Source organism: Micromonospora sp. NPDC049900 (assembly GCF_044461025.1).
Classification (GTDB): Bacteria; Actinomycetota; Actinomycetes; order Mycobacteriales; family Micromonosporaceae; genus Micromonospora.
This window is the reverse complement of record NZ_JBITKM010000008.1, coordinates 184,569-206,435: the sequence shown is the minus strand read 5'-3', so window position 1 is coordinate 206,435 and position 21,867 is coordinate 184,569. Positions and strand designations below refer to the sequence as shown.

Below are 21,867 nucleotides of genomic sequence, written 5' to 3'. Positions count from 1 at the left end.
GGTGGGCTGCGTTGACGGCGCCGACGGGGGACCGCTACGTTCGAGATAAGTACGCACGTCCGTATGCCGAACAGGTCGACGGGCTCCGGAGATCGGGAGGCGGAAAGCCCATGGCGAAGCTCGTCTCGTTGGCCGACGGCGTCGCGGACCTGGTCCGCGACGGTGACACGGTGGCGCTGGAAGGATTCACCCACCTGATCCCGTTCGCCGCCGGCCACGAGATCATCCGGCAGGGGCGGCGCGACCTGACCCTGGTCCGGATGACTCCCGACGTCATCTACGACCAGCTCATCGGCGCCGGCTGCGCCCGGCGGCTGGTCTTCTCCTGGGGCGGCAACCCGGGCGTCGGCTCGCTGCACCGCTTCCGCGACGCGGTGCAGAACTCCTGGCCGGTCCCGCTGGAACTGGAGGAGCACAGCCACGCCGGGATGGCCAACCGGTACGTCGCCGGGGCCTCCGGGCTGCCGTTCGCGGTGCTGCGTGGCTACACCGGCACCGACCTGCCCCGGCACACCGACAACATCCGCACCGTGGACTGCCCGTTCACCGGTGAGACGCTGACCGCCGTGCCCGCCCTGCGACCCGACGTGACCGTGGTGCACGCCCAGCGCGCCGACCAGGCCGGCAACGTGCAGATGTGGGGCATCACCGGGGTGCAGAAGGAGGCGGTGCTCGCCGCCGACCGGTCGCTGGTCACCGTGGAGGAGATCGTCGACGAGCTGACCCCGGTGCCGGGCCAGGTGGTGCTGCCCGGCTGGGTCGTCGACGCGGTGGCCCGGGTGCCCGGCGGCGCCCACCCCTCCTACACCCAGGACTACTCGGTCCGCGACAACGACTTCTACCGCGCCTGGGACGCGATCAGCCGGGACCGCGACACCTTCCGGGAGTGGATCGACCGGCACGTACGCGACGTGGAGGTGCCGGCATGACCGACGGGTACACCGCCGACGAGATGATGACCGTCGCCGCCGCCCGGCAACTGCGCGACGGCACCGCCTGCTTCGTCGGCATCGGGCTGCCCAGCACCGCGGCGAACCTGGCCCGGGCCACCCACGCCCCCGGGCTGGTGCTGGTCTACGAGTCGGGCTGTCTCGGCGCCAAGCCCGACCGGCTGCCGCTGTCCATCGGCGACGGCGTGCTCGCCGACACCGCCGACGCGGTGGTCTCCGTGCCGGAAGTCTTCAACTACTGGTTGCAACCCGGCCGCATCGACGTCGGGTTCCTCGGCGCGGCGCAACTCGACCGGTACGGCAACATCAACACCACCGTCGTCGGCGGCGACTACCGCGACCCCACGGTGCGCCTGCCGGGCGCGGGGGGCGCGCCGGAGATCGCCGCCTCCTGCCGGGAGGTGGTGGTCGTGGTGCGGCAGAGCCGGCGGACGTTCACCGAGCGGGTCGACTTCGTCACCTCCGTCGGCTACGGCGACGGCCCCGACACCCGGGCCCGGCTGGGCCTGCGCGGCGGCGGGCCGAAGACGGTCATCACCGACCTCGGTGTGCTCGAAGCCGACCCGGTCACCTGCGAACTCACCCTGACCCGACTGCACCCGGGAGTCACCGTCGCGCAGGCCCGGACGGCCACCGGCTGGCCGCTCGCCGTCGCCGACGACCTGGCCACCGGTACGCCGCCCACCGCCGCCGAACTCACCGCGCTGCGCGCTCTCCAGGCGACCGTACGGCCGGCCCGATGAGCGGACGGACCCGGCGGGAACCCGCCGACACCGAGGGGAGAACCACGCCATGACCCGAGACACCGGCGGCGGGCTGGTGCTGCCGAGCTACCGCCGCGACGACGTCGAGGCCCATCCGCCCCTGCTCAGCCCCGGCTACCGCTCCACCGTCGCCCGCGCCCCCGCCCAGCCGCTGGTGCACCTGCCGCAGCGACTCACCGAGATCACCGGCCCGCTGCTCGGCGACGGGCGGATCGGCGACCTCGACCACGACCTGACCCGCCAGCACCACGGTGAACCACAGGGGCAACGGATCATCGTGCACGGCCGGGTACGCGACGGTGACGGGCACGCCGTGCCGCACACCCTGGTGGAGATCTGGCAGGCCAACGCCGCCGGCCGCTACCGGCACGCCGCCGACACCTGGCCGGCCCCGATCGACCCGCACTTCACCGGCGTCGGGCGCACCCGCACCGACGCCGACGGGCGCTACGAGTTCGTCACCGTGCTCCCCGGCGCGTACCCGTGGCGCAACCACGACAACGCCTGGCGGCCCGCGCACATCCACTTCTCGCTGTTCGGGCGCGCCTTCACCCAGCGCCTGGTGACCCAGATGTACTTCCCCGGCGACCCGCTGTTCTTCCAGGACCCGATCTTCAACTCGGTCCGTGACCCGCAGGCCCGGCAGCGGATGGTCGCCCGGTACGACCACGACGCGACCCGACCCGAGTGGGCGCTGGCGTACGCGTTCGACATCGTGCTGCGCGGCCGGGAGGCCACTCCCTTCGAGGACGAGGACGACCACGATGACTGAGCGCCTCGGTGTCACGCCCGCCCAGACCGTCGGGCCGTACCTGCACATCGGCCTGCGCTGGGCGGACGGGGCGTACGTGGTGCCCGACGGCACGCCGGAGGCGTTCTGGATCCGGGGCCGGATCGTCGACGGCACCGGCGCTCCGGTGCCCGACGCGCTGGTGGAGACCTGGCAGGCCGACCCGGACGGCCGCTTCGACCACCCCGACGACCCGCGCGGCGCCCGACCGCCGACGGTCGCCGGCTTCCGGGGCTTCGGTCGCGCCGAGACCGACCCACAGGGGGAGTACGCGCTGCTCACCGTCAGGCCGGGACCGTTGCCCACCCCGACGGGCGAGACCGAGGCGCCGCACCTGACCGTCTCCGTCCTCGGGCGCGGGCTGTTGCACCGCCTGGTCACCCGGATCTACTTCCCCGGCGAGCCGACCAACGCCGCCGACCCGGTGCTGCGTACCGTCGACGCCGACCGACGGGACACGCTGCTGGCCCGCCATGCCCCGGACGGCTTCCGGTTCGACATCCGCCTGCAGGGGGAGCATGAGACCGTCTTCTTCGCCCTCTGACGTGCTGCTGCGCGGGCTGTCCGGCACGCCGGACGTCGACGCCGAGCTCGGTGACGTCGCCCTCCTGCGGGCGATGCTGGACGTGGAGGCCGCGCTGGTCCGGGCCGCCGCCGACGCCGGACTGGTGCCCGCCTCGGCGGCCGACGCGATCGCCGCCGGGTGCCGCGCCGACCGGTACGATCCGGCGGCCCTGGGCGCGGCGGCGGAGGCCGCCGGCAACCCGGTCGTGCCGCTGGTGCGGGAACTGACCGCCGCCGTCGCCGAACCGGCCCGCCCCTGGGTGCACCACGGCGCCACCAGTCAGGACGTGCTCGACAGCGCGTTGGCGCTGGTCGCCTCGCGGGCACTGACGCCACTGCTGGGGCACCTCGACGAGGCCGTCGACGCCGCCGCCGGGCTGGCCCGCGCCCACCGGGACACCCCGATGATCGGACGGACCCTCGGCCAGCAGGCCGCGCCGACCACCTTCGGGCTCAAGGCGGCCGGCTGGCTGCTCGGTCTCGTCGAGGCGCGCACTCGGGTCCGCCGGGTCCGCGACACCCTGCCCGCGCAACTCGGCGGCGCGGTCGGCACCCTCGCCGGGTACGGCCCGGCCGGTCCGGCGGTGGTCGAGCGCTTCGCCGCCCGGCTGGGCCTGGCGGCGGCTCCGCTGCCCTGGCACACCCGCCGGCAACCCGTCCTCGACCTGGCCGCCGCGCTCGGTGGGCTGCTCGCCGCCGGCGGCAAGGTCGCCCTCGACGTCGGCCTGCTCGCCCAGACCGAGGTCGGTGAGGTGTCCGAGGGCGGTGCCGACCGTGGCGGGTCCTCGGCCATGCCACACAAGCGCAACCCGGTCGACTCGGTCCTGGTCGCCGCCGCCGCCCGACGCGGCCCCGGGCTGGTCGGCACGCTGTTCGCCGCCGCCGGGCAGGAGCACGAGCGCGCCGCCGGTGGCTGGCACGCCGAGTGGGAACCGCTGCTGGACCTGGTGCACCTCGCGGGCGGAGCCGCCGCCCGGACCGCCCGGATGTTGACCCACCTGCGGGTGGATCCGCAGCGGATGCGGACCAACCTGGACGCCACCGGCGGCCTGCCGATGGCCGAGGCGGTCGCCGCCCGGCTCGCTCCGACGCTGGGCCGCGCCGCCGCCCACGACCTGGTCCGCCGGGCCGCCACCGGCCCGCGCTTCCGGGACGCCCTGCTCGCCGACGCGCAGGTGCGGGCCCACCTGTCCGAGTCCGACCTCGACGCCGCCCTGGACCCCACCGCCTGGCTCGGGTCCGCCGGTCACCTGGTCGACCGGGCGCTCGCACACGAAAGGTCCGACTCGTGAACGACGTGCTGCACGCCACCGTGGACGGCCCGTCCGACGCGCCGGTGCTGGTGCTGGGCAGTTCGCTGGGCACCACCGGCGCGATGTGGCAGCCGCAGGTGGCGGCGCTCGCCACCCGGTTCCGGGTGGTCCGGTACGACCATCTCGGGCACGGCGCCTCACCCGTCCCGTCCGGGCCGTACACGATCGACCTGCTGGGCCGGACGGTGCTCGGGCTGCTCGACGCGCTGGACGTGGAGCGGGTCCACTACGCGGGGCTGTCCCTCGGCGGCATGGTCGGCATGTGGCTCGCCGCGTACGCGCCGGAGCGGATCGACCGCCTGGCCCTGCTGTGCACCTCGGCGGCGCTCGGCCCGGCCGACGGCTGGCGGGCCCGCGCCGCGACCGTCCGCGCCGGCCTGCTGCACACCGTCACCGAGGCGATCGTGGCCCGCTGGTTCACCCCCGAGTTCGCCGCCGCGCAGCCCGACACCGTCGCCGCCTACCAGGACATGCTGGCCGTCACCCCGCCCGCCGGGTACGCCGCCTGCTGCGAGGCGATCGCCGCCATGGACCTGCGCCCGGCCCTCGCCTCGGTCCGCGCACCCACGCTGGTGGTCGCCGCCGCCGACGACCCGGCGACCCCACCCGCGCACGCCGCCGACATCGCCGCGCGGATCCCCGGTGCCCGGCTGGTCGTCCTGCCCGACGCCGCCCACCTGGCCAACGTCGAACGACCCGAGGCCGTCACCGGCCTGCTCACGACCCACCTCGACCCGGAAGGCAGGGCGACGCCGTGACCGACGCGCAACGACACGAGGCCGGGATGGCGGTACGCCGGCAGGTGCTCGGCGACGACCACGTGGACCGCGCCGTCGCCGGCACCGACGAGTTCACCGCCGACTTCCAGGACCTGATCACCCGGTACGCGTGGGGTGAGATCTGGACGCGGGACGGGCTGGACCGGCGTACCCGTAGCTGCGTCACGCTCGCCGTCCTCGCCACCCTGCACCACGACGCGGAACTGGCGATGCACGTACGCGCCGCGCTGCGCAACGGCCTGACCCCGCAGGAGGTCGGTGAGGTCCTGTTGCAGGTGGCCGTCTACGCTGGCGTACCGGCGGCGAACCGGGCGTTCAAGGTGGCCCAGGAGACCCTGCGGCAGGAGGCCCAGTGACCGACGCGGCGACCACGCGGTCCGGCGAGTTCGTCCAGTCGCTGGAACGCGGTCTCGCCGTGATCAGGGCCTTCGACGCCGAGCACCCGCAGCTCACCCTCAGCGAGGTGGCCCGCTCCACCGGGCTGACCCGTGCCGCCGCCCGCCGGTTTCTGCTCACCCTGGTCGAGCTGGGCTACGTGCACACCGACGGGCGGCTGTTCTCGCTGCGCCCGCGCATCCTGGACCTCGGCTACGCGTACCTCTCCGGCCTGGGCCTGCCGGAGGTGGCCCGCCCGCACATGGCGGCGCTGGTCGCCCAGGTCCGCGAGTCCTGCTCCGCCTCGGTCCTCGACGGCGACGAGGTGGTCTACGTGGCGCGGGTGCCCACCAAACGGATCATGACGGTGGGGATCAGCGTCGGCACCCGGTTCCCCGCGTACGCCACCTCGATGGGCCGGGTGCTGCTGGCCGCGCAGCCCGCGCAGTGGCTGGACGACTACCTCGCCACCGCGACGCTGCGCTCGTTGACCCGCCGTACCGTCACCGACCCGGCCAAGCTGCGCACCATCCTCACCCGGATCGCCGCCCAGGGGTACGCCCTGGTCGACCAGGAGTTGGAGGAGGGGCTGCGGTCGCTGGCCGCTCCGGTACGCGCCGACGACGGCTCGGTGGTCGCGGCGGTCAACGTCTCCGCCCACGCCAGCCGCGGCACGTTCGACACGATCCGCCGGGACCTGCTGCCGCCGCTGCTCGCCACCGCCCGGCGCATCTCCGAGGACCTGGCCGGGGGAGCGGCCCGCTAGCCGCGAGCCCCGCCGGTCGGCCGAATCCGCCCGGGACGCCCGTTCGGCGTACCACCATGTGGTGGACGACGAACGGGGGCGACGTGAGCGAACTGCTGCTGATCATCACGTTGGGCGTCACCGTTCTGCTCGGCACCACCCTCGGCGGTCGCTACCGGGTCGCACCGCCGGTCCTGCTCATCTGCATGGGCGCGCTGCTGGCGCTGCTGCCGCCGCTGTCGCACGTCATCCTGCCTCCCGAGGTGGTGCTGCTGCTGTTCCTGCCGGCCATCCTCTACCGGGAGAGCCTGACCACCAGCCTGCGCGAACTCCGGGCGAACATCGTGGTGATCACGCTGCTGGCGGTCGGGCTGGTCGGCGTCACGATGGTGGTGGTGTCGCTGGTCGTGCAGCGCTTCGGCGTCGATCCGGCGGTGGCCTGGGTGCTCGGCGCGGTGCTCGCCCCGACCGACGCCGCGGCCGTGGCCGGTCTGGCCAAGCGGATGCCCCGGCGGCTGCTCACCACGCTGCACACCGAGAGCCTGATCAACGACGGCACCGCCCTGGTGCTGTTCGCCGTGGCGCTCGGGCTGCTCGGCGGCGGTGCCGCGCCGACCGTGTTCGAGCTCGTCGAGCGGGTCGGCCTGTCGTTCCTCGGCGGAATCGCGGCCGGTCTGCTGGTCGGCACCGTGGTGATCCTCATCCGCAAGCGCCTGGACGATCCGTTGCGGGAGGGCGCGATCAGCGTGCTCACCCCGTTCGCCGCGTTCTTCCTCGCCGACGTCGTGCACGAGAGCGGCGTACTCGCGGTGGTGGTCTCCGGGTTGATGCTGACCGCGGCCAGTCCCCGGGTGGTCCGGGCCCGGTCGCGGGTGTTGGCGTTGTCGTTCTGGGACCTGACCACCTTCCTCATCAACGGTGGACTCTTCGTGCTGGTCGGCATGCAGATCCCCCGGGCGGTACGCAGCGTCACCAGCGTGTCGCTGCTGCGCGCGCTCGCCATCGCGGTGGTGGTGGCCGTGGTGCTGGTGGCGGTGCGGATGCTCTGGTTGCACCTGACCGCCCTCGTGGCCCGGTTGGTGGACCGTCGCGCGGTCGCGGTCAGCCGTCGGGTGAACTGGCGGGTGCGTACCGTCGCCGGGTGGGCCGGCTTCCGGGGTGCGGTCTCGCTGGCGGCGGCGCTCGCCGTGCCGCTGAGCATCGACGGCGACCGGGTGCCCGAACGCGACCTCATCATCTTCTGCGTGGCGGCGGTGATCCTGCTGACCATGCTGGTGCAGGGCACCACGCTGCCGCTGCTGCTGTCCTGGGCCGGGCTGACCGGCGACCCGGAACGCGAGGACGAGAGCCGGCAGGCGCGGGTGCGGGCCACCCAGGTCACTCTCGACGCGCTGCCGGACATCGCCGACCGGGTCGGCGTCGACCCGGAGACCACGCGACGCATCCAGGACGAGTACGCGGGACATCTGGACGCGGCCCAGGCCGATCCGGAGGACGACACGTCCGCCGCCCAGGAGGCGGAGCGTCGGCTCCGGCTGGCCGCGCTGGACCACAAACGCCGCGAGATCACCCGGATGCGCGACGCCCGCGAGATCGACGACGTGGTGCTTCGCGAGTTGCAGGCGCACCTGGACGTCGAGGAGATCCGCCTGCTCGGGCCGCACACCCTCGAGTAGCGATGCACCGGATGTAAGGAGGGGTCCCCTGCTAACGCCTGGTGTATAGCAGGGGACCCCTCCTTACATCCATGCTCAGCTCGCCGCGGGAGACGGGCCGGGGGCCGGCAGCGCCAGCGCCACGGTGAGGTCCAGCAGGCTGCGCGGGTCGGTGAGCCGCTCGCCGTAGAGCTGGCGGAGCTGACCCATCCGGTACCGCACGGTCTGCGGGTGGACGAAGAGGTCGGCGGCGACGTCGTCGCGCCGCCCCTGGTGCAGCAGCCAGGAGCGCAGCGTCTCGGCGAGCCGCTCGGCGCTGGCCGCGGGCAGCGCGGCCAGCGGTTCCAGGACCCGGGCGCGCAGGTCGGCGAGCGCCTCCAGGTCGGCGCTGAGCAGCAGTTCGGCCAGGTGGTGCTCGGTGTCCACCGGCTCGCCGTCGTCGGGCGGCGCGATGCCCAGGGTGCTGAGCCGCAGCACCCGGTGGTACGACGAGCGGGCCCGGGCCCACGGACGGGCCGGCCCGAGCACCGCGCGACGGCCCTGCAACACCCGGGCGAGCTGCCGTCGCCGGTCGCCGTGCATGTCCGGTACGAGCAGCACGGCGGTCTCCGTACCCGACTCCCCGGCGGGCAGTTCCTCGGTGCTCTCCAGCGTGTGCTCGTCGAGCAGGGCCAGCGCGCCACGCAGCTTCGTCTGCGGCAGCAGTGCCACGGTCAGCGTCTGCGGCAGTGGCCAGTCGGCCCGCTCCGCGCTGCGCACCAGCACGTCCTCCGGCTCGCCGAGGAGCAACTGCTGGGTGAGCCGTTCCAGGTTCCGTCGTCGGGCCCGCCCGACGCTGGCCAGTTCGTCGGCGTGCCCGGCCACGCTGGCCGCGGAGAGTTCGTCGATGTAGGCGAACATCAGCTCGGCGAACTCGGCGACCGCGGCGGCGGGTGACCCGATCGACACGGTGGTGGCGGCCAGTTCCCGCCAGGAGACCCGGGCGCCGATCCGGTACGCGGCCAGCAGTGCGTCCACGCTGCGACCCGACCGGGCCTCACCGCTGCCCAGCGCGTACGCGGCCTCAAGCGCCGGGACCAGCGGTGTGCTGGGGTCGCCGCCGTGGGACCGTTCGAGCAGTTGCAGGAACGTGCCCAACGCGATCTGCACCGCGTTCTCGATCTTGTCCCGCATCTGTCCGGTCAGGGTGCCGGAGTAACTGGGCACCTCCGCCGTGATCGCGGTGACGGTCCGTTCGGCGACCAGCGGCAGGCGGTCCCGCAGCTCACCGGCCACCCGCTGGTCCAACTCGATGCGGGCCGCCCGATGGGTGGTGTCGGAGTTTTCCGCCACGTTGTTCTCCCCGCACAAAACGGATGGGTCGCTTTACCTTCGCCGGCCAAGATTTTATGCCCAGCACACCGCGACCATCGTCCTATGACCGCCACCGTTCCGCGACCGGGCGCCAAGGTATCCCTTCGACGCCGTCTGTGGCGACTCGCCGAGTCGGTGACCACACCGGTACTGCCCGGGGACTACCTCGACCTGGTCGCCCCGCTGCGGTCCGGCGCCGACCTGCGCGGGCGGATCGTCGAGGTACGCCCCGAGACGGCCGACGCCGCGACCGTGCTGATCCAGCCGGGACGCAGTTGGAATGGCCACGTCCCGGGCCAGTACATCCGCCTCGGTGTCGACGTCGACGGCGTACGCCAGTGGCGGGCCTACTCGGTGACCTCGCCGCCCGGCCGCCGAACCGACCCGATCTCGGTGACCGTCAAGGCGATCCCCGACGGCGTGGTCAGCAACCACCTGGTGCGGCGGGTCCGCCCCGGCACGCTGGTGCAGCTCGACCAGGCACGCGGCGACTTCGTGCTGCCCTCGCCGGCACCGGAGCGGGTGCTGTTCCTCACCGCCGGCAGCGGCATCACGCCGGTCGCCGGGATGCTGCGCTCCGGTGCGCTGGACGGCAGCGACGTGGTGCTCGTCCACTCCGCGCCGACCGCCGACGACGTGGTCTTCGGTCCGGAACTGCGCGCCCTCGCGGCGCGTGGCGCCCTCCGGCTGGTGGAGCGCCACACCTCCGTCGAGGGTCTGCTGGACGTCGCCGAACTCGACACCCTCGTCCCCGACCACCTGGAGCGCCGCACCTGGGCGTGTGGTCCGCTCGGTCTGCTGGACGCGGCCGAGGCGCACTGGGACGCCCGAGGGCAGGCCGATCGCCTGCACACCGAACGCTTCCGACCCACCATCATCACCGCCGGTGACGGCGGCACGGTCACCTTCACCACCTCCTCGGTGACGGTGGCGGCCGACGGCACCACCCCGCTGCTCGACGCCGGTGAGAACGCCGGCGTGCTGATGCCCTCCGGTTGCCGGATGGGCATCTGCTTCGGCTGCGTGCTGCCACTTCGCCAGGGCGCTGTCCGCGACCTGCGCAACGGACAGCTCACCACCGCCCTGCCGGGCGACGGCGTACGCGTGCAGACCTGCGTGTCGGCCGCGGCCGGGCCCTGCGAACTCGAGATCTGAATCGGAGAACCACCGCCGTGACCGTGATCCAGAAGAAGGCCAACAACCCGATCGCGCACCTCACCGCCGAGGACATCGAGAACCTCGGCCGGGAACTCGACGCCCTGCGGGAGCGCGTGATCAACTCCCGGGGTGAGCGGGACGCCGCGTACATCCGCAAGGTCATCTCGACGCAGCGCAAGTTGGAGGTCGGCAGCCGGGTGGTGCTGCTGTTCTCGCTGTTCCCGCCGGCCTGGATCATCGGTACCGCCGGTCTGTCGGTGGCCAAGATCCTGGAGAACATGGAGATCGGGCACAACGTCCTGCACGGCCAGTGGGACTGGATGCGCGACCCGAAGATCCACTCGACGAGCTGGGAGTGGGACCACGCCACCCCGGCGTCGCAGTGGAAGGAGTCGCACAACGAGCTGCACCACCGCTACACCAACGTGGTCGGCAAGGACAACGACCTCGGCTACGGCATCATGCGGGTCGACGAGGACCAGCCCTGGCACCCGGCCTACCTGGGGCAGCCGGTCTACAACTTCGTCAACGCCTGCTTCTTCGAGTACGGCGTCGCCGCGTACGACCTGGACCTGGCCAACAACCTCAAGGACGGCAAGCACAAGAGCCCGGAGTTCCGGGCCCGGCTCCGGGCGGTCGGCCGCAAGATCCGCCGCCAGGCGCTCAAGGACTACGTGATCCACCCGCTGCTGTCCGGCCCCTCGTTCTTCCACACCATGGCCGCGACCTTCACCGCCAACCTGGTCCGTAACCTGTGGAGCCACTCGGTGATCATGTGCGGGCACTTCCCGAAGGGCGTCGAGACCTTCGAGAAGACCTCCATCGAGGGGGAGACCCGGGGCGAGTGGTACCTGCGGCAGATGCTCGGTTCGGGCAACATCAGCGGTAGCAAGCTGATGCACATCATGACCGGCAACCTGTCGTTCCAGATCGAGCACCACCTCTTCCCCGACCTGCCCAGCAACCGCTACCAGGAGATCGCCCCCGAGGTGCGGGCGCTGTTCGACAAGTACGGCCTGAAGTACGTCACCGGCTCCCTGCCGCGACAGGTGCTCTCCGCGTGGGGCAAGGTCTTCCGCCTCGCCCTGCCGAACCGCCGCCGCACCGAGACGACCTCGGACGACCGCCCGGCGACGCCCGCGCTGGCCGCCGCCGGCGTCTGACGCCGCCGACTTCCGAGCCGTCGCTCAGCGGCGGCTCGGATAGTTCTGGGCCGACCGCCGGCCCTTCACGAAGGCCAGCACGATCACCGCGGCGAGCGCGATGACACCGATGATGAGCAGCCAACGGACCGCTTCGAGGAGCAGCCCGAGCAGGACGAGCACACCGGCCACCACGGCGACCACCCACAGCAGGGCACGCATCTGAACCTCCTGAGCACCTCGCCCGGACGATCCGGGCGGCCTGCCTGGTCAGCTACCCCGTTCGTCCCGGCCTCATGCCTGCCCGGCGAGGTCAGGCGCGGTCGAGGTCTGCGCCACATAGACCGTGTTGGCCGATTCGCCACCGGTCAGCGGGTTCGGGAAACGCACCACGTGACTGTGGTGGGTCGGGAAGACCTCGGCGAGGACCGCGTCGAAGCCCGGCTCGGGCGGGTCGTCCGACCAGAGCGCGAACACCCCGCCCGGACGGAGCAGCCGCGCCAGGCGGCGCAACCCCGCCGGGGTGTAGAAGTCGGCGTGACTCGGGTGCAGCACGTGCGCGGGGGAGTGGTCGACGTCCAGCAGGACGGCGTCGAAACGACGCCCGGGCGCGTCGGGGTCGAGGCCGTCGCCGCCGGCCACCCGGGCGAAGAAGTCGGCTCGGGCCAGCCGGGTACGCGCATCGGTGGCCAACCCGGCGGCGAACGGCAGCAACTCGCGCCGGTGCCAGTCGATGACGTCCTCGACCGCCTCCACCACCAGCAGCGCGCCCACCCGCTCGTCGGCCAGCACCGTCCTCGCCGTGTAGCCGAGCCCGAGCCCACCGACGGCCACCTCCAGGCCGGTCCCCGACAGCGGTGCCAGTCCCAGCTCGGCCAGCGCGACCTCACCGGCGGTGAACAGGCTCGACATCAGGTACTCGTCGTCGAGCTTGACCTCGTACACGTCGAGGTCGAGACGGGGGTCCCGGCGTCGGCGCAGGCTGATCTCGCCGATCGGGGTCGGACGCCAGGCCAGCTCCTCGAAACGTACGCTCACCGGCCGGATGCTACGCGCATGCCGGCGGACCGTGACGCAGGGTCCACGCGACATCGACGCGGCGCATATCCTGTGCGCCGACCGTCTCGCGCGGAGGAGATCGCATGCCGTCGCGGCAGGACCAGCTCCACTCGTACCAGTTCACCCTCCAGCGGGTGGTGGCGGCGCTGGTGATGCGCGAGACCGACCCGGTGCGCTCGCCGATGCGGCGGCTCGCCGGTGCCGCCCTGGCCAGCGTCCTGGTGGCGGTCGTCGGGTTGGGCGCGTTCGCCCTCTACGGCCTGTTCACCGGCGGTGGCGCGACGTGGCGGGACGCCGCCGCCGTCATCGTCGAGAAGGAGTCCGGCGCTCGCTTCGTCTACCGCGAACAGCGGCTGCACCCGGTCCGCAACTACGCCTCGGCTCTGCTCATCGTCGGTGCGGACCAGCCGAGGACCGTGCTGGTGTCACGCCGGTCGCTCGACGGGGTGCCGCGTGGCGTACCGCTGGGCATCGGCGACGCGCCCGACTCGCTGCCGGACACCGGGCGGCTCACCACCGCGCCGTGGACGGTCTGCTCGTCGGTGTCGACCCCGGCCGGACCGGAGCGGCCCCACTCGACGCTGCTGATCGGCTCCGGCGGCGACGACGGTCGGCCGCTCGGCGCGTACGGCCTGCTGCTACGCGCCCCCGGCGGCGCGTTGCACCTGCTCTGGCAGCAGCGGCGGCACCTGGTCCGGGACACCGACCGGGTGCTGGCCGCCTTGGCGGCCACCCGGGCGCGGGCCGTGCCGGTCGCCGCGGCCCTGCTCAACGCCGTCCCGGCCGGCGCGGACCTGAAGCCGCTGGAGATACCCGGCCTCGGTGACCGCGCGGTTCGCGTCACCGGTGCGCGGGTCGGCGACGTCCTCGTCGTGCGCAACCCCGGCGGCGGGCGGCAGTACGCGGTGGTGCTCCGTGACGGCCTGGCCGGCATCACCGAGTTGCAGGCCGCGCTGCTGCTGGCCCGGACCGGGCAGCGCGAGCCGGACCCGGTCAGCCTCGGCCGCTTCGCCGCCCTGCCGCAGCTCGACGACCTCACCCCGAACGGACCCGGCGCGCCACCCGAGGTACCGCCCCGGCTGACCGCCGAGGACACCTCGACGCTCTGTGTGCGGGTCGGCGACGACACCGGCCCGGTCGACCTGCGTCTCGGCGTACGGACACCGGAACCGGTCGGCGTGCCGCACCGGGCGACCGGTGCGGCGGACCAGGTGTCGGTGGAGCCGGGGCGCGGCGCGGTGGTCGAATCGGTCGCCGCGCCCGGTGCCACCGGTGGGGCGATCTCCCTGGTCACCGACCTCGGCCGACGCTACGTCCTGGCCGACGCCGCCGTGCCGGCCATGCTCGGCTACGGCGAGGTGCGTCCGGTGCGGCTGCCCGCCGGCGTGGTCGACCTGGTTCCCGCCGGAGCGCCCCTGGACCCCGAGGCGGCCCGCCAGGCCGACCCTCCGTGATGAAAGGAAGGGTCCCCTACTAACGCCTGGTGCATAGGAAGGGTCCCTTCCTTTGCATCCGGGGACGGCGAGGGCCGCACTCGGGCGTTACGGTGGGGTACACGATGTACCCCTATTGGGTGAGGTGTCTCCGTGACCGATCAGCAGCAACCCACCCCGGGCCAACGCGTCGAGCGACTTCGCCGAGCTGCCGGGCTTTCCCGTGAACGCCTTGCCGGTGTGAGTGGACTCTCGCCGACGACCGTGAAGTTCATCGAGAAAGGGCGACGGTCGTTGACGCTGCGGGCCGCACAACAGTTGGCCCCGCATCTCGGTGTACGGGATCTCGGTGACCTGTTCGGCCCGTCCGTCTCGCTCTCCCTGGACGCCCGGGTCAGTCATCCCGCCGTTCACGAGGTTCGGCGTGCTCTGACCGCCTGGCACATCACGGTCGACGGTGAACCGGAGAGCACCGACTATCTGCGGGGCGCGGTCGACTCCGCCTGGCAGACCTGGCACACGTCCCGGCATCAGCGGACTGCGGTTGGCGAGGCGCTGCCCGTGCTGCTCGACGCGACCCAACGGGCGGCTCGGCTGTATACCGGCGCCGAACGACGGGCAAGCCTTGCGCTTCTCGCGCAGGCATACCATCTCGCTCAGGCGTACCTGGCGTGGCACGGTGACCGCGAGCTGGTCTGGCTCACCGTCGACCGCGGGATGACTGCGGCCCTGGACGCGGACGATCCGCTCGCGATTGCTCAGGCGAGTTGGTATGCCGCGCACCTGCTGCGCTCGGTCGGTCGTGGTGACGAGGCCTTGGAGCGGCTCCGGGATGCGCGAGAGCTGATCGCACCTCGGGTTGCCGAGGGTGGGACCGAGTGGGCGGAGATGCTCGCCGACCTGCACCTGAATGAGGCGCTCACGCGCGCCCGGACGGGCGACCAGGGGGCGTGGTCGGACTGGGACGCCGCGAGAACGGTGATCGACCGTGCGTTGCCGGACGGCTTCGTGGGTCTGAGGACCAGGGTGTCGCGGCCGCTGGTCGACGTGTACGCCGTCATGTGCGCGGTGGATCTGGGCGACCCGGACGAGGCTCAACGTCGGGCTCACGCCCTGGACCCGGCGTCGATCCCATCGACCGAGCGTCGCGGCCGACACTATGTGGAGCTGGCCCGGTCGGCCGATCTGGAGGGTGCACGGGAGGCGACCCTGCACCTGCTCACGCGGGCCGAGGCGACTTCGCCGGAGACGGTTCGGTACTCCCCGATAGCGCAGGACATGGTCGGCCGGTTGTGTCGCGAGGCGCCGGCGTCGATTCGCGCCGAGGCCGTCGACCTCGCACGCCGAATCGGTGTGACCGACCTGTAGGTACCGCCCGTCACCGGGTACGCCACGTACCCCCTGTCCGGACTCTCCCTGCTTAGCGTGATCGCATGGTGGCTCTAGGGAGTATGTGCTGGTGGAATCCCTTCGCCGCTGTTCATGACGAGCGGAGGCGAACGGGTGATCTTGGTGGGGGCCGTGCGTCGCGGCGCAACACATCGTGTGGCGGGTGGCCGTCCGAACTGAGGTGGAGCGGACACCGGTCAGGGAGTTGGCCCGGACGTTGCCGGATCGATCGCGTCGTGAGTGGTGAGCTGTTGCCGATCGGTCGGCGGGTGGCGTACTGGCGTGGTCGGCGGCGGATGTCGCAGCAGGTGTTCGCCGACCGTCTGGGCAAGTCCAAGAGCTGGGTGGACAAGGTCGAGCGTGGTGCCAGGTCGTTGGACAAGGTGTCCACGATAGTGGACGTCGCCGCTGTGCTGGGGATCGACCAGTCTGTGCTGCTCGGCCGTGACACCCGCATCGATGGGGCCGGCGGGCGGCCGGAGGGTGTGGAGCGGATCCGCGAGACGTTGTCGACGTACGACGTCGTCCTGGGGCGGCGAGCCTCGGGTCGGGACGTGTCGTCGACGGCCCAGGTGGCCCGGACGGTGGAGCATGCGTGGACCACCTACCAGTACGCTCGGTACCCGCACCTGATCCGTGCATTGCCGGAGCTGCTGACCGCAGCGCAGCGCGGCCACGCCCTCGATCCGAGCACGGGCCGGGGGCCGCTGGTGGAGGCGTATCGGGTGACCGCGTCGCTGCTGGTGAAGCTCGATGAAGGCGAGTTGGCGTGGTTGGCCGCCGACCGGGCGATGGCCTTCGCCGTGGGTGATCCGGCGTTGGTGGCCGCCGCAGCGGTGCAACTGGTGCAGGTACTTCGGTCCACCGGACGGGCGCGGCTGGCGGCATCGACCAGCCGGTCCGCCGCGTACCGCATCGCACCGCCGGACCTCGACGGTGAATCTCCGGCGTGCCTGTCGTTGTGCGGAACACTGCTCGTGCAGGCCGCCCTCGCGGCGGCCGGGCACGGCGACGAGCGGACTGCCCGCGCCCTGCTCGGCGAGGCTGCTGATCTGGCCGCGCGAGTGGGTGAAGGTCGCGACCACTATCGGACCGCGTTCGGACCCGCCGCCGTGGCCGCCGCCCGGATGTCGGCAGCGGTCGCATGCGGCGACGGAGGCGACGCGGTGGTCTGGCATCATCAGGTGGTCAGCGGCGAGGGGTGGCGGTGGCTGCCCGTCGAGCACCGTGCCGCGTACCTGATCGACGCTGCCCGCGCCCATCTCCAGGTGGGCGACCCGGTCAGCGCCGCTCGGATCGTGCTGGAGGCCGAGCGCACCGCCCCCGCTGAGGTGCGCCACCGACCCGCTGCTCGTGATGTGCTCGCCCAGCTCATCCGTAGCCCGGATGCTCCGACGACGGTCGTGCAACTCGCCGCCGCCCTCGGGGTGTCCGGAGTATGACGGCACCGTTCCTGTCCTTGGCCCAGATCCTCAACCGGCTCGCCCTTACCGCGCGGTGGACCCTGCGCGACCACCAGCCGACAGTCGGCGGCACGTGTCCTGTCTGCCGCATACCGGACTGCACGGTGGCCGCCGCCGCTCGCGACGTTCTCGACGCGATCAGGCGGATGCGGTGGCGGGGCGGCGCAGGACGGTGACGGCGAAGTCGGCGTCGTCGTGCCACGGACGCAGGTCCCAGGTGGCGAAGCGGTGCTCCCGGCGCAGCCCGGCGGCGACCACGTCGGCGTCGAAGTCGGTCAGCGGATAGCCCCGGTCGGTGCCGAATCCGATCGCCGCCACCCCGTCCGGACGCAGGTGCGCGGCGACGCGCCGGAGCACCGCGCCCTCGGTGCCCGCCGCCACGAACGCCATCACGTTTCCGGCCAGCACGGCCGCGTCGAAGGGCTCCGGTTCACCGGCCGCCACCAGATCCAGCTCGGTCAGGTCGGCGACCAGCCAACGCGGCCCCGGATGGTCGGCGCGGGCCGCCTCGACCAGGACCGGATCGGCGTCCACGCCGACCACGCTGTGGCCCCGGGCGGCCAGCTCGGCGCCGACCCGGCCGGTGCCGCAGCCGGCGTCGAGGATCCGGGAGCCCGGCGGCACCAGTGTGTCCAGCAGTCGCGCCTCCCCGGCCAGGTCGACCCCGTCGGCCGCCATGCGGCGGAACCGGTCGACGTACCACTGGGAGTGCTCGGGGCCGGTGTCGGTGGCCCACCGAGTCGGGTTGCCCATGGGCCCACCGTAACCGGCGGCCCTCAGGGCAGCCGGGCGACGGTCACGAACTCGTTGTACGTGAACACCCGTCCCGCGATCCGGGGGAACGGGAAGGAGTACTGCCGCAGCACGGTCAGCCCGAGTTCCCGGCAGGTCTCGGCCGCCTCGCCGAAGCCGACGAACCGGACGTGCGACGCGTCGCTGTCGTACCCGCGCTCCTGCGGGGTGATGAAGACCGCCCGGCCGCCGGGGCGGACGAACGGCAGGTACGACGCGACCACCTCGCGGGCCTGCTCAGCCGGCATGTGTTCGAGCAGGTGCGCGGCGAGCATGGAGTCGAACGCGTCGGGGCGGGCGTGCGCCGAGCGGAAGAACTCCTCCGTGGTGTACGCCTCCAGCCCGAGCGAGCGGGTGTGTGCCACCGAGGTCGGATTGTGGTCCACGCCGACCGCCCCGGCTCCCAGGTTGACCAGGTTCCGGCCGAGCCCGGAGCCGACGTCGAGGGTACGGCCGAGGCCGAGTCGCCGAAGGTTCCACCGGTACGGCGCCTGCACGTCCAGGAGTTGCTTCCAGCGCGCGCCACCGAGCTTCTGCAACCGGTGGGTGTAGTCCTCGCCCTCGGTACCCGTGGGACCCTGCTGCATCGTTGGGGCTCCTTCGCGTCGATCGTTCGCGCGCCCCCGTGCGCAGTGACTGATGCCACGATCGTCTAGCCTAGCGAGGAGCGTAGCGCTACCGGGATGTGACTCATGGTTAACCAGACTGTTCCGTCGACCGGACCGAGCCCCGCCCCGGCCGACCAGGCCGACGGGGGTCACGCCCGGCTGCGGCAGTCGGCGCAGGCCACTCTGGACGGCAACTGGGAGCACGACCACACCGTTCCGTCGCGCACCCTCTATCCGCACCAGTGGAGCTGGGACTCGGCGTTCATCGCGATCGGCTGGGCGCACGTCCGACCCGAGCGGGCCTGGTCGGAGCTGTCCAGCCTGTTCGCCGCCCAGTGGCGCGACGGCCGGGTGCCGCACATCGTGTTCAACCCGGCGGTGCCGGCCACCGCGTACTTCCCGGGTCCGCTGTTCTGGGCCTGCACCGAGGTCGAGGGTGCGCCCGCGGTGGCCACCTCGGGTCTGGTCCAGCCGCCGGTGCACGCGCTGGCCGCCTGGCACGCCTACGAACGGGCACCCTCGCCGCAGGCCCGGGACGCGTTGCGGCGGCTCTATCCCCGGCTGGTGGCGCAGCAGCGCTATCTCGCCACCCGTCGGGACGTCGGCGGCGCCGGGCTGGCCGCCGTGGTGCACCCGTGGGAGTCCGGCCTGGACAACAGCCCGGCCTGGGACGAACCGCTGGCGGCCGTGCCCGCCGAGGCGTCTGTCATGCGGGCGTACCGGCGGCGCGACATCGTGCACGCCGCCGCCGCGCACCGGCCCACCGACCTGGACTACGCGCGGTACGTCGCCATCGTCACCGCCTACCGCGCGGCGGGGTACCGCGACGTGGGGCTGGCCGAGCGCCATCCGTTCCTGGTGGAGTGTCCGCTGTTCAACGCCGCGATGGGCGCCGCCGAGCACGCGTTGGCCCGGATCGCCGGGCAGGTCGACGCCGACCCGGGGCCGCACCGGGAGAACGCGGCCCGGATCACCACGGCGCTGGTGGACCGGCTGTACGACCCGGCCACCGGCACGTTCCACGCCCGCGACCTGCGTACCGACCGGTTGACCCCGGCCCGTACGGTGCTCGGGCTGGCCCCGCTGATCCTGCCCGACCTGCCGGCGCGGCAGGTCGAGGCGGTGCTGGCGGAGGCCACCTCGGCGCGTTTCGGTCTGGCCGAGCGGATGGAGCGACCGCTGCCGAGCCACGACCGTACCGCGAGCGACTTCGAGCCGTTGCGCTACTGGCGTGGTCCGAGCTGGATGAACGTCAACTGGCTGGTGCGGTACGGCCTGCTGGCGCACGGGCGGGACGGGCTCGCCGCCGGCCTGCGCGCGTCGATGATCGAGCTGGTCGAGACCGCCGGCTGTCACGAGTACTTCCACCCGCAGACCGGTGCCGGTCTCGGCTCGGCGGATTTCGGGTGGACGGCGGCACTGCTGCTGGACGTGCTGGCCGACTGACCACCGACGGGGATGCACGGGGCGGGTAGTTTTGCGGGCCGGGCCGGGCCCGGCCCCCGGCGCGGCGGTGACGTGCCACCGGCGGGTGGGACGGCCTGGACGGACGGAGGGGCGCGATGAGCCGGGACAGCTACGACGAGCAGCTCGACCGACTCACCGGCGTGCTGGCCGCGATGAGTCGGGACGCCAGCGCGGCGATCCGGGGTGCCGGCACCGCCCTGCTCGATGTGGACCGGGGTGCCGCCGAGGCGGTGATCGCCGCCGACACGGTGCTCGACCAGCGGCGGGCCGAGGTCGAGGCGATGATCCCGCAGGTGCTGGTCCGGCATCAGCCGGTCGCCTCCGACCTGCGACTGGTGGTGTGCGCCCTGCGGATCGCCGGTGCCCTGGAGCGCATGGGTGACCTCGCCGTGCACGTCGCCAAGGTCGTCCTGATGCGGTACCCGGTGGGTGTGGTCCCGGAACCGGCGGTCCCGGTGATCACGGAGATGGCCGACGCGGCGGCCCGGATCGCCGACAAGACCGCCGTCGTGCTGGCCACCCGCGACCGGTTGGACGCGATGCAGCTCGGACTGGACGACGACGAGGTCGACGCCGCCCAGGAGCGCCTGCTGTCGCTCCTGGTGGCCGGCTGGCCGTACGGGGTGGAGTCCGCCATCGACCTGGCGCTGGTCGGCCGCTACTACGAGCGGTACGCCGACCAGGCGGTCAACGTGGCGCGGCAGGTGGTCTACCTGACGACGGGCACCATCCGGCTCTGACGGTCCGAGGCCGCTTCGACCGGGGTCGCATTCCGGGCATTCGGCACGCTGTCCCCGCAACGTCACATCCCGACTCCGGTCCGGCCATCGGTCGAGCCGTCAAGTTCACTCTTCGTTCACCTGGGTCCGGGGGTCCGGCTACCTGGGCCTCCTACCTTGGCTCGCGTACGGCCCGGACGGGCTGATGCACCCCGATAGAGAGGCTTACCTGGTGAACCGCAACGTGCTCTCGCGGCGCGTCCTCGCCGGCGTCGCGCTTGCCGCGCTCGCGCTTACCGGCTGTGGTAGCAGTGACAACAGCACGGAGCCGGGCGGAAGCGGCGGCGACAGCGCCTACGCGAACCTGTCCGGCGCGTTGAACGCCTCCGGCGCCAGCTTCCCGGACGCGTATTACCAAGAGGTCATCGAAGAGTTCAAGAGCGTTGCCTCCAACGTCACGGTCACCTACAACGCGACCGGATCCGGCACCGGCAAGAAGCAGTTCGGTGAGGGCCTGGTCGACTTCGCCGGCACCGACAGCCTGGTGAAGGACACCGACGGCGTGGCCGCCGACTCGTTCCTCTACGTGCCGACGGTCGCCGCGCCGATCACGATCTCCTACCACCTCCAGGGCGTGGAGAAGCTCCAGCTCAGCCCGGAGACGCTCGCCAAGATCTTCCAGACCGACATCAAGACCTGGGACGACGCCGCCGTCAAGGCCGACAACCCGGGTGTCGAGCTGCCCAGCACGCCGATCGTCGTCGCGCACCGCTCGGACGGCTCCGGCACCACCAACAACTTCACCAAGTACCTGGCGGCTGCCGCCGGCTCCACCTGGAAGCTCGGCAGCGGTGACACGGTGGCCTGGCCGGCCAGCACCCAGGGCGGTGAGAAGAACACCGGTGTCGCGCAGATCGTCAAGCAGACCAACGGTGCCGTGGGCTACGTCGACCTGAGCGACGCGAAGGCCACCCAGCTCACCTTCGCCGCCATCAAGAACAAGGACGGCCAGTTCGTCGCGCCGTCGATCGAGGGCACCACCGCCGGCCTGGAGGGTGCCGCGGTCGAGGCGGACCTCAGCTACAACCCGCTCGACGCCGCCGGTGCCAGCTCGTACCCGATCACCGCGCCGACCTTCATCATCGTCAAGACCTCGTACGGCGACGCCGCCAAGGCCGAGCTGGTCAAGGGCTTCCTCACCTACCTGCTCAACGAGGGCCAGGAGCTGGCTCCGGAGATCGACTTCGCGCCGCTGCCGGCTTCGCTCAAGGAGAAGGCGCTGGCCCAGGTCGAGAAGATCCAGGGCTGAGCAGATCAAGATCGCTGGGCGTTCCATCCGGGGACGGGAT

General features: G+C 72.5%; 22 protein-coding genes. 17 read left to right on the top strand and 5 right to left on the bottom strand.

Annotation, left to right across the window (positions count from 1 at the left end; genetic code table 11):
* Nucleotides 1-110 precede the first annotated feature (110 nt).
* The 9 genes from ACIBMZ_RS19785 (at nucleotide 111) to ACIBMZ_RS19745 (ending at nucleotide 7,956) form a co-directional block, all read left to right on the top strand.
* Nucleotides 111-929 carry a CoA transferase subunit A gene (locus ACIBMZ_RS19785; RefSeq protein WP_396695730.1) on the top strand — a complete coding sequence of 273 codons (819 nt, stop codon included), beginning with the start codon at nucleotides 111-113 and terminating at the stop codon, nucleotides 927-929.
* Complete coding sequence (locus ACIBMZ_RS19780) at nucleotides 926-1,693, top strand: CoA-transferase subunit beta (protein ID WP_396695728.1); 768 nt, start codon at nucleotides 926-928, stop codon at nucleotides 1,691-1,693. Before ACIBMZ_RS19785 ends, ACIBMZ_RS19780 begins: the two co-directional genes overlap by 4 nt.
* 49 nt (nucleotides 1,694-1,742) lie before the next feature.
* On the top strand, nucleotides 1,743-2,486 hold the full coding sequence (pcaH, locus tag ACIBMZ_RS19775; RefSeq protein ID WP_396695726.1) for a protocatechuate 3,4-dioxygenase subunit beta: 744 nt from the start codon (nucleotides 1,743-1,745) through the stop codon (nucleotides 2,484-2,486).
* A complete protein-coding gene (gene pcaG / locus ACIBMZ_RS19770) occupies nucleotides 2,479-3,048 on the top strand; it encodes a protocatechuate 3,4-dioxygenase subunit alpha (protein ID WP_396695724.1) in 570 nt (189 codons plus the stop codon). The genes pcaH and pcaG overlap by 8 nt, the downstream gene beginning before the upstream one ends.
* Nucleotides 3,023-4,360, top strand: coding sequence for a 3-carboxy-cis,cis-muconate cycloisomerase (gene pcaB, locus ACIBMZ_RS19765; RefSeq protein ID WP_396695722.1), 1,338 nt, complete (start codon nucleotides 3,023-3,025; stop codon nucleotides 4,358-4,360). The genes pcaG and pcaB overlap by 26 nt, the downstream gene beginning before the upstream one ends.
* The gene (pcaD, locus tag ACIBMZ_RS19760) at nucleotides 4,357-5,139 is read left to right on the top strand and encodes a 3-oxoadipate enol-lactonase (RefSeq protein WP_396695720.1); all 783 of its coding nucleotides are present in this window, start codon (nucleotides 4,357-4,359) and stop codon (nucleotides 5,137-5,139) included. The genes pcaB and pcaD overlap by 4 nt, the downstream gene beginning before the upstream one ends.
* Nucleotides 5,136-5,516, top strand: coding sequence for a 4-carboxymuconolactone decarboxylase (pcaC, locus tag ACIBMZ_RS19755; RefSeq protein ID WP_396695718.1), 381 nt, complete (start codon nucleotides 5,136-5,138; stop codon nucleotides 5,514-5,516). Before pcaD ends, pcaC begins: the two co-directional genes overlap by 4 nt.
* Entirely contained in the window at nucleotides 5,513-6,301 is a 789-nt protein-coding gene (locus ACIBMZ_RS19750) for an IclR family transcriptional regulator C-terminal domain-containing protein (RefSeq protein ID WP_396695716.1), read from the top strand. Before pcaC ends, ACIBMZ_RS19750 begins: the two co-directional genes overlap by 4 nt.
* Before the next feature lie 83 nt (nucleotides 6,302-6,384).
* Complete coding sequence (locus tag ACIBMZ_RS19745) at nucleotides 6,385-7,956, top strand: Na+/H+ antiporter (RefSeq protein ID WP_396695714.1); 1,572 nt, start codon at nucleotides 6,385-6,387, stop codon at nucleotides 7,954-7,956.
* 75 nt (nucleotides 7,957-8,031) lie between these two features.
* On the opposite strand, the gene ACIBMZ_RS19740 is transcribed toward ACIBMZ_RS19745, so the two are convergent.
* Nucleotides 8,032-9,267 (bottom strand): PucR family transcriptional regulator, encoded by a 1,236-nt coding sequence (locus tag ACIBMZ_RS19740; protein WP_396695712.1) that lies wholly within the window; start codon nucleotides 9,265-9,267, stop codon nucleotides 8,032-8,034.
* A gap of 84 nt (nucleotides 9,268-9,351) precedes the next feature.
* Between ACIBMZ_RS19740 and ACIBMZ_RS19735 the strand changes: the two genes are divergently transcribed.
* Both ACIBMZ_RS19735 and ACIBMZ_RS19730 read left to right on the top strand, forming a co-directional pair.
* The gene (locus tag ACIBMZ_RS19735; protein ID WP_396695710.1) at nucleotides 9,352-10,443 is read left to right on the top strand and encodes a ferredoxin reductase; all 1,092 of its coding nucleotides are present in this window, start codon (nucleotides 9,352-9,354) and stop codon (nucleotides 10,441-10,443) included.
* 17 nt (nucleotides 10,444-10,460) lie between these two features.
* The gene (locus ACIBMZ_RS19730) at nucleotides 10,461-11,609 is read left to right on the top strand and encodes a fatty acid desaturase family protein (protein ID WP_396695708.1); all 1,149 of its coding nucleotides are present in this window, start codon (nucleotides 10,461-10,463) and stop codon (nucleotides 11,607-11,609) included.
* Between the two features lie 24 nt (nucleotides 11,610-11,633).
* Here the strand turns inward: ACIBMZ_RS19730 and ACIBMZ_RS19725 are convergent, their stop codons facing one another.
* On the bottom strand, nucleotides 11,634-11,810 hold the full coding sequence (locus ACIBMZ_RS19725; RefSeq protein WP_396695706.1) for a hypothetical protein: 177 nt from the start codon (nucleotides 11,808-11,810) through the stop codon (nucleotides 11,634-11,636).
* A 72-nt stretch (nucleotides 11,811-11,882) separates the two neighbouring features.
* A complete protein-coding gene (locus ACIBMZ_RS19720) occupies nucleotides 11,883-12,626 on the bottom strand; it encodes a spermidine synthase (RefSeq protein WP_396695704.1) in 744 nt (247 codons plus the stop codon).
* A 104-nt stretch (nucleotides 12,627-12,730) separates the two neighbouring features.
* Here ACIBMZ_RS19720 and eccB point away from each other — a divergent pair, with 104 nt between their 5' ends.
* From eccB to ACIBMZ_RS19705, 3 genes are all read left to right on the top strand, one after another.
* Nucleotides 12,731-14,101 carry a type VII secretion protein EccB gene (gene eccB / locus ACIBMZ_RS19715; protein ID WP_396695702.1) on the top strand — a complete coding sequence of 457 codons (1,371 nt, stop codon included), beginning with the start codon at nucleotides 12,731-12,733 and terminating at the stop codon, nucleotides 14,099-14,101.
* Between the two features lie 132 nt (nucleotides 14,102-14,233).
* Complete coding sequence (locus ACIBMZ_RS19710) at nucleotides 14,234-15,448, top strand: helix-turn-helix transcriptional regulator (RefSeq protein ID WP_396695700.1); 1,215 nt, start codon at nucleotides 14,234-14,236, stop codon at nucleotides 15,446-15,448.
* Nucleotides 15,449-15,705: 257 nt separating this feature from the next.
* Entirely contained in the window at nucleotides 15,706-16,911 is a 1,206-nt protein-coding gene (locus tag ACIBMZ_RS19705; protein ID WP_396695698.1) for a helix-turn-helix domain-containing protein, read from the top strand.
* A 159-nt stretch (nucleotides 16,912-17,070) separates the two neighbouring features.
* On the opposite strand, the gene ACIBMZ_RS19700 is transcribed toward ACIBMZ_RS19705, so the two are convergent.
* Both ACIBMZ_RS19700 and ACIBMZ_RS19695 read right to left on the bottom strand, forming a co-directional pair.
* Nucleotides 17,071-17,685: a class I SAM-dependent methyltransferase gene (locus tag ACIBMZ_RS19700; RefSeq protein WP_396695696.1), complete on the bottom strand. Its 615-nt coding sequence runs from the start codon at nucleotides 17,683-17,685 to the stop codon at nucleotides 17,071-17,073.
* 23 nt (nucleotides 17,686-17,708) lie between these two features.
* On the bottom strand, nucleotides 17,709-18,311 hold the full coding sequence (locus tag ACIBMZ_RS19695; RefSeq protein ID WP_396695694.1) for a class I SAM-dependent methyltransferase: 603 nt from the start codon (nucleotides 18,309-18,311) through the stop codon (nucleotides 17,709-17,711).
* 105 nt (nucleotides 18,312-18,416) lie between these two features.
* Here ACIBMZ_RS19695 and ACIBMZ_RS19690 point away from each other — a divergent pair, with 105 nt between their 5' ends.
* From ACIBMZ_RS19690 to pstS, 3 genes are all read left to right on the top strand, one after another.
* Nucleotides 18,417-19,778, top strand: a complete 1,362-nt coding sequence (locus tag ACIBMZ_RS19690) for an MGH1-like glycoside hydrolase domain-containing protein (RefSeq protein ID WP_396695692.1) — start codon at nucleotides 18,417-18,419, stop codon at nucleotides 19,776-19,778.
* 116 nt (nucleotides 19,779-19,894) lie between these two features.
* The gene (phoU, locus tag ACIBMZ_RS19685; protein ID WP_396695690.1) at nucleotides 19,895-20,539 is read left to right on the top strand and encodes a phosphate signaling complex protein PhoU; all 645 of its coding nucleotides are present in this window, start codon (nucleotides 19,895-19,897) and stop codon (nucleotides 20,537-20,539) included.
* Nucleotides 20,540-20,750: 211 nt separating this feature from the next.
* Nucleotides 20,751-21,827: a phosphate ABC transporter substrate-binding protein PstS gene (gene pstS, locus ACIBMZ_RS19680; RefSeq protein WP_396695688.1), complete on the top strand. Its 1,077-nt coding sequence runs from the start codon at nucleotides 20,751-20,753 to the stop codon at nucleotides 21,825-21,827.
* Nucleotides 21,828-21,867 lie beyond the last annotated feature (40 nt).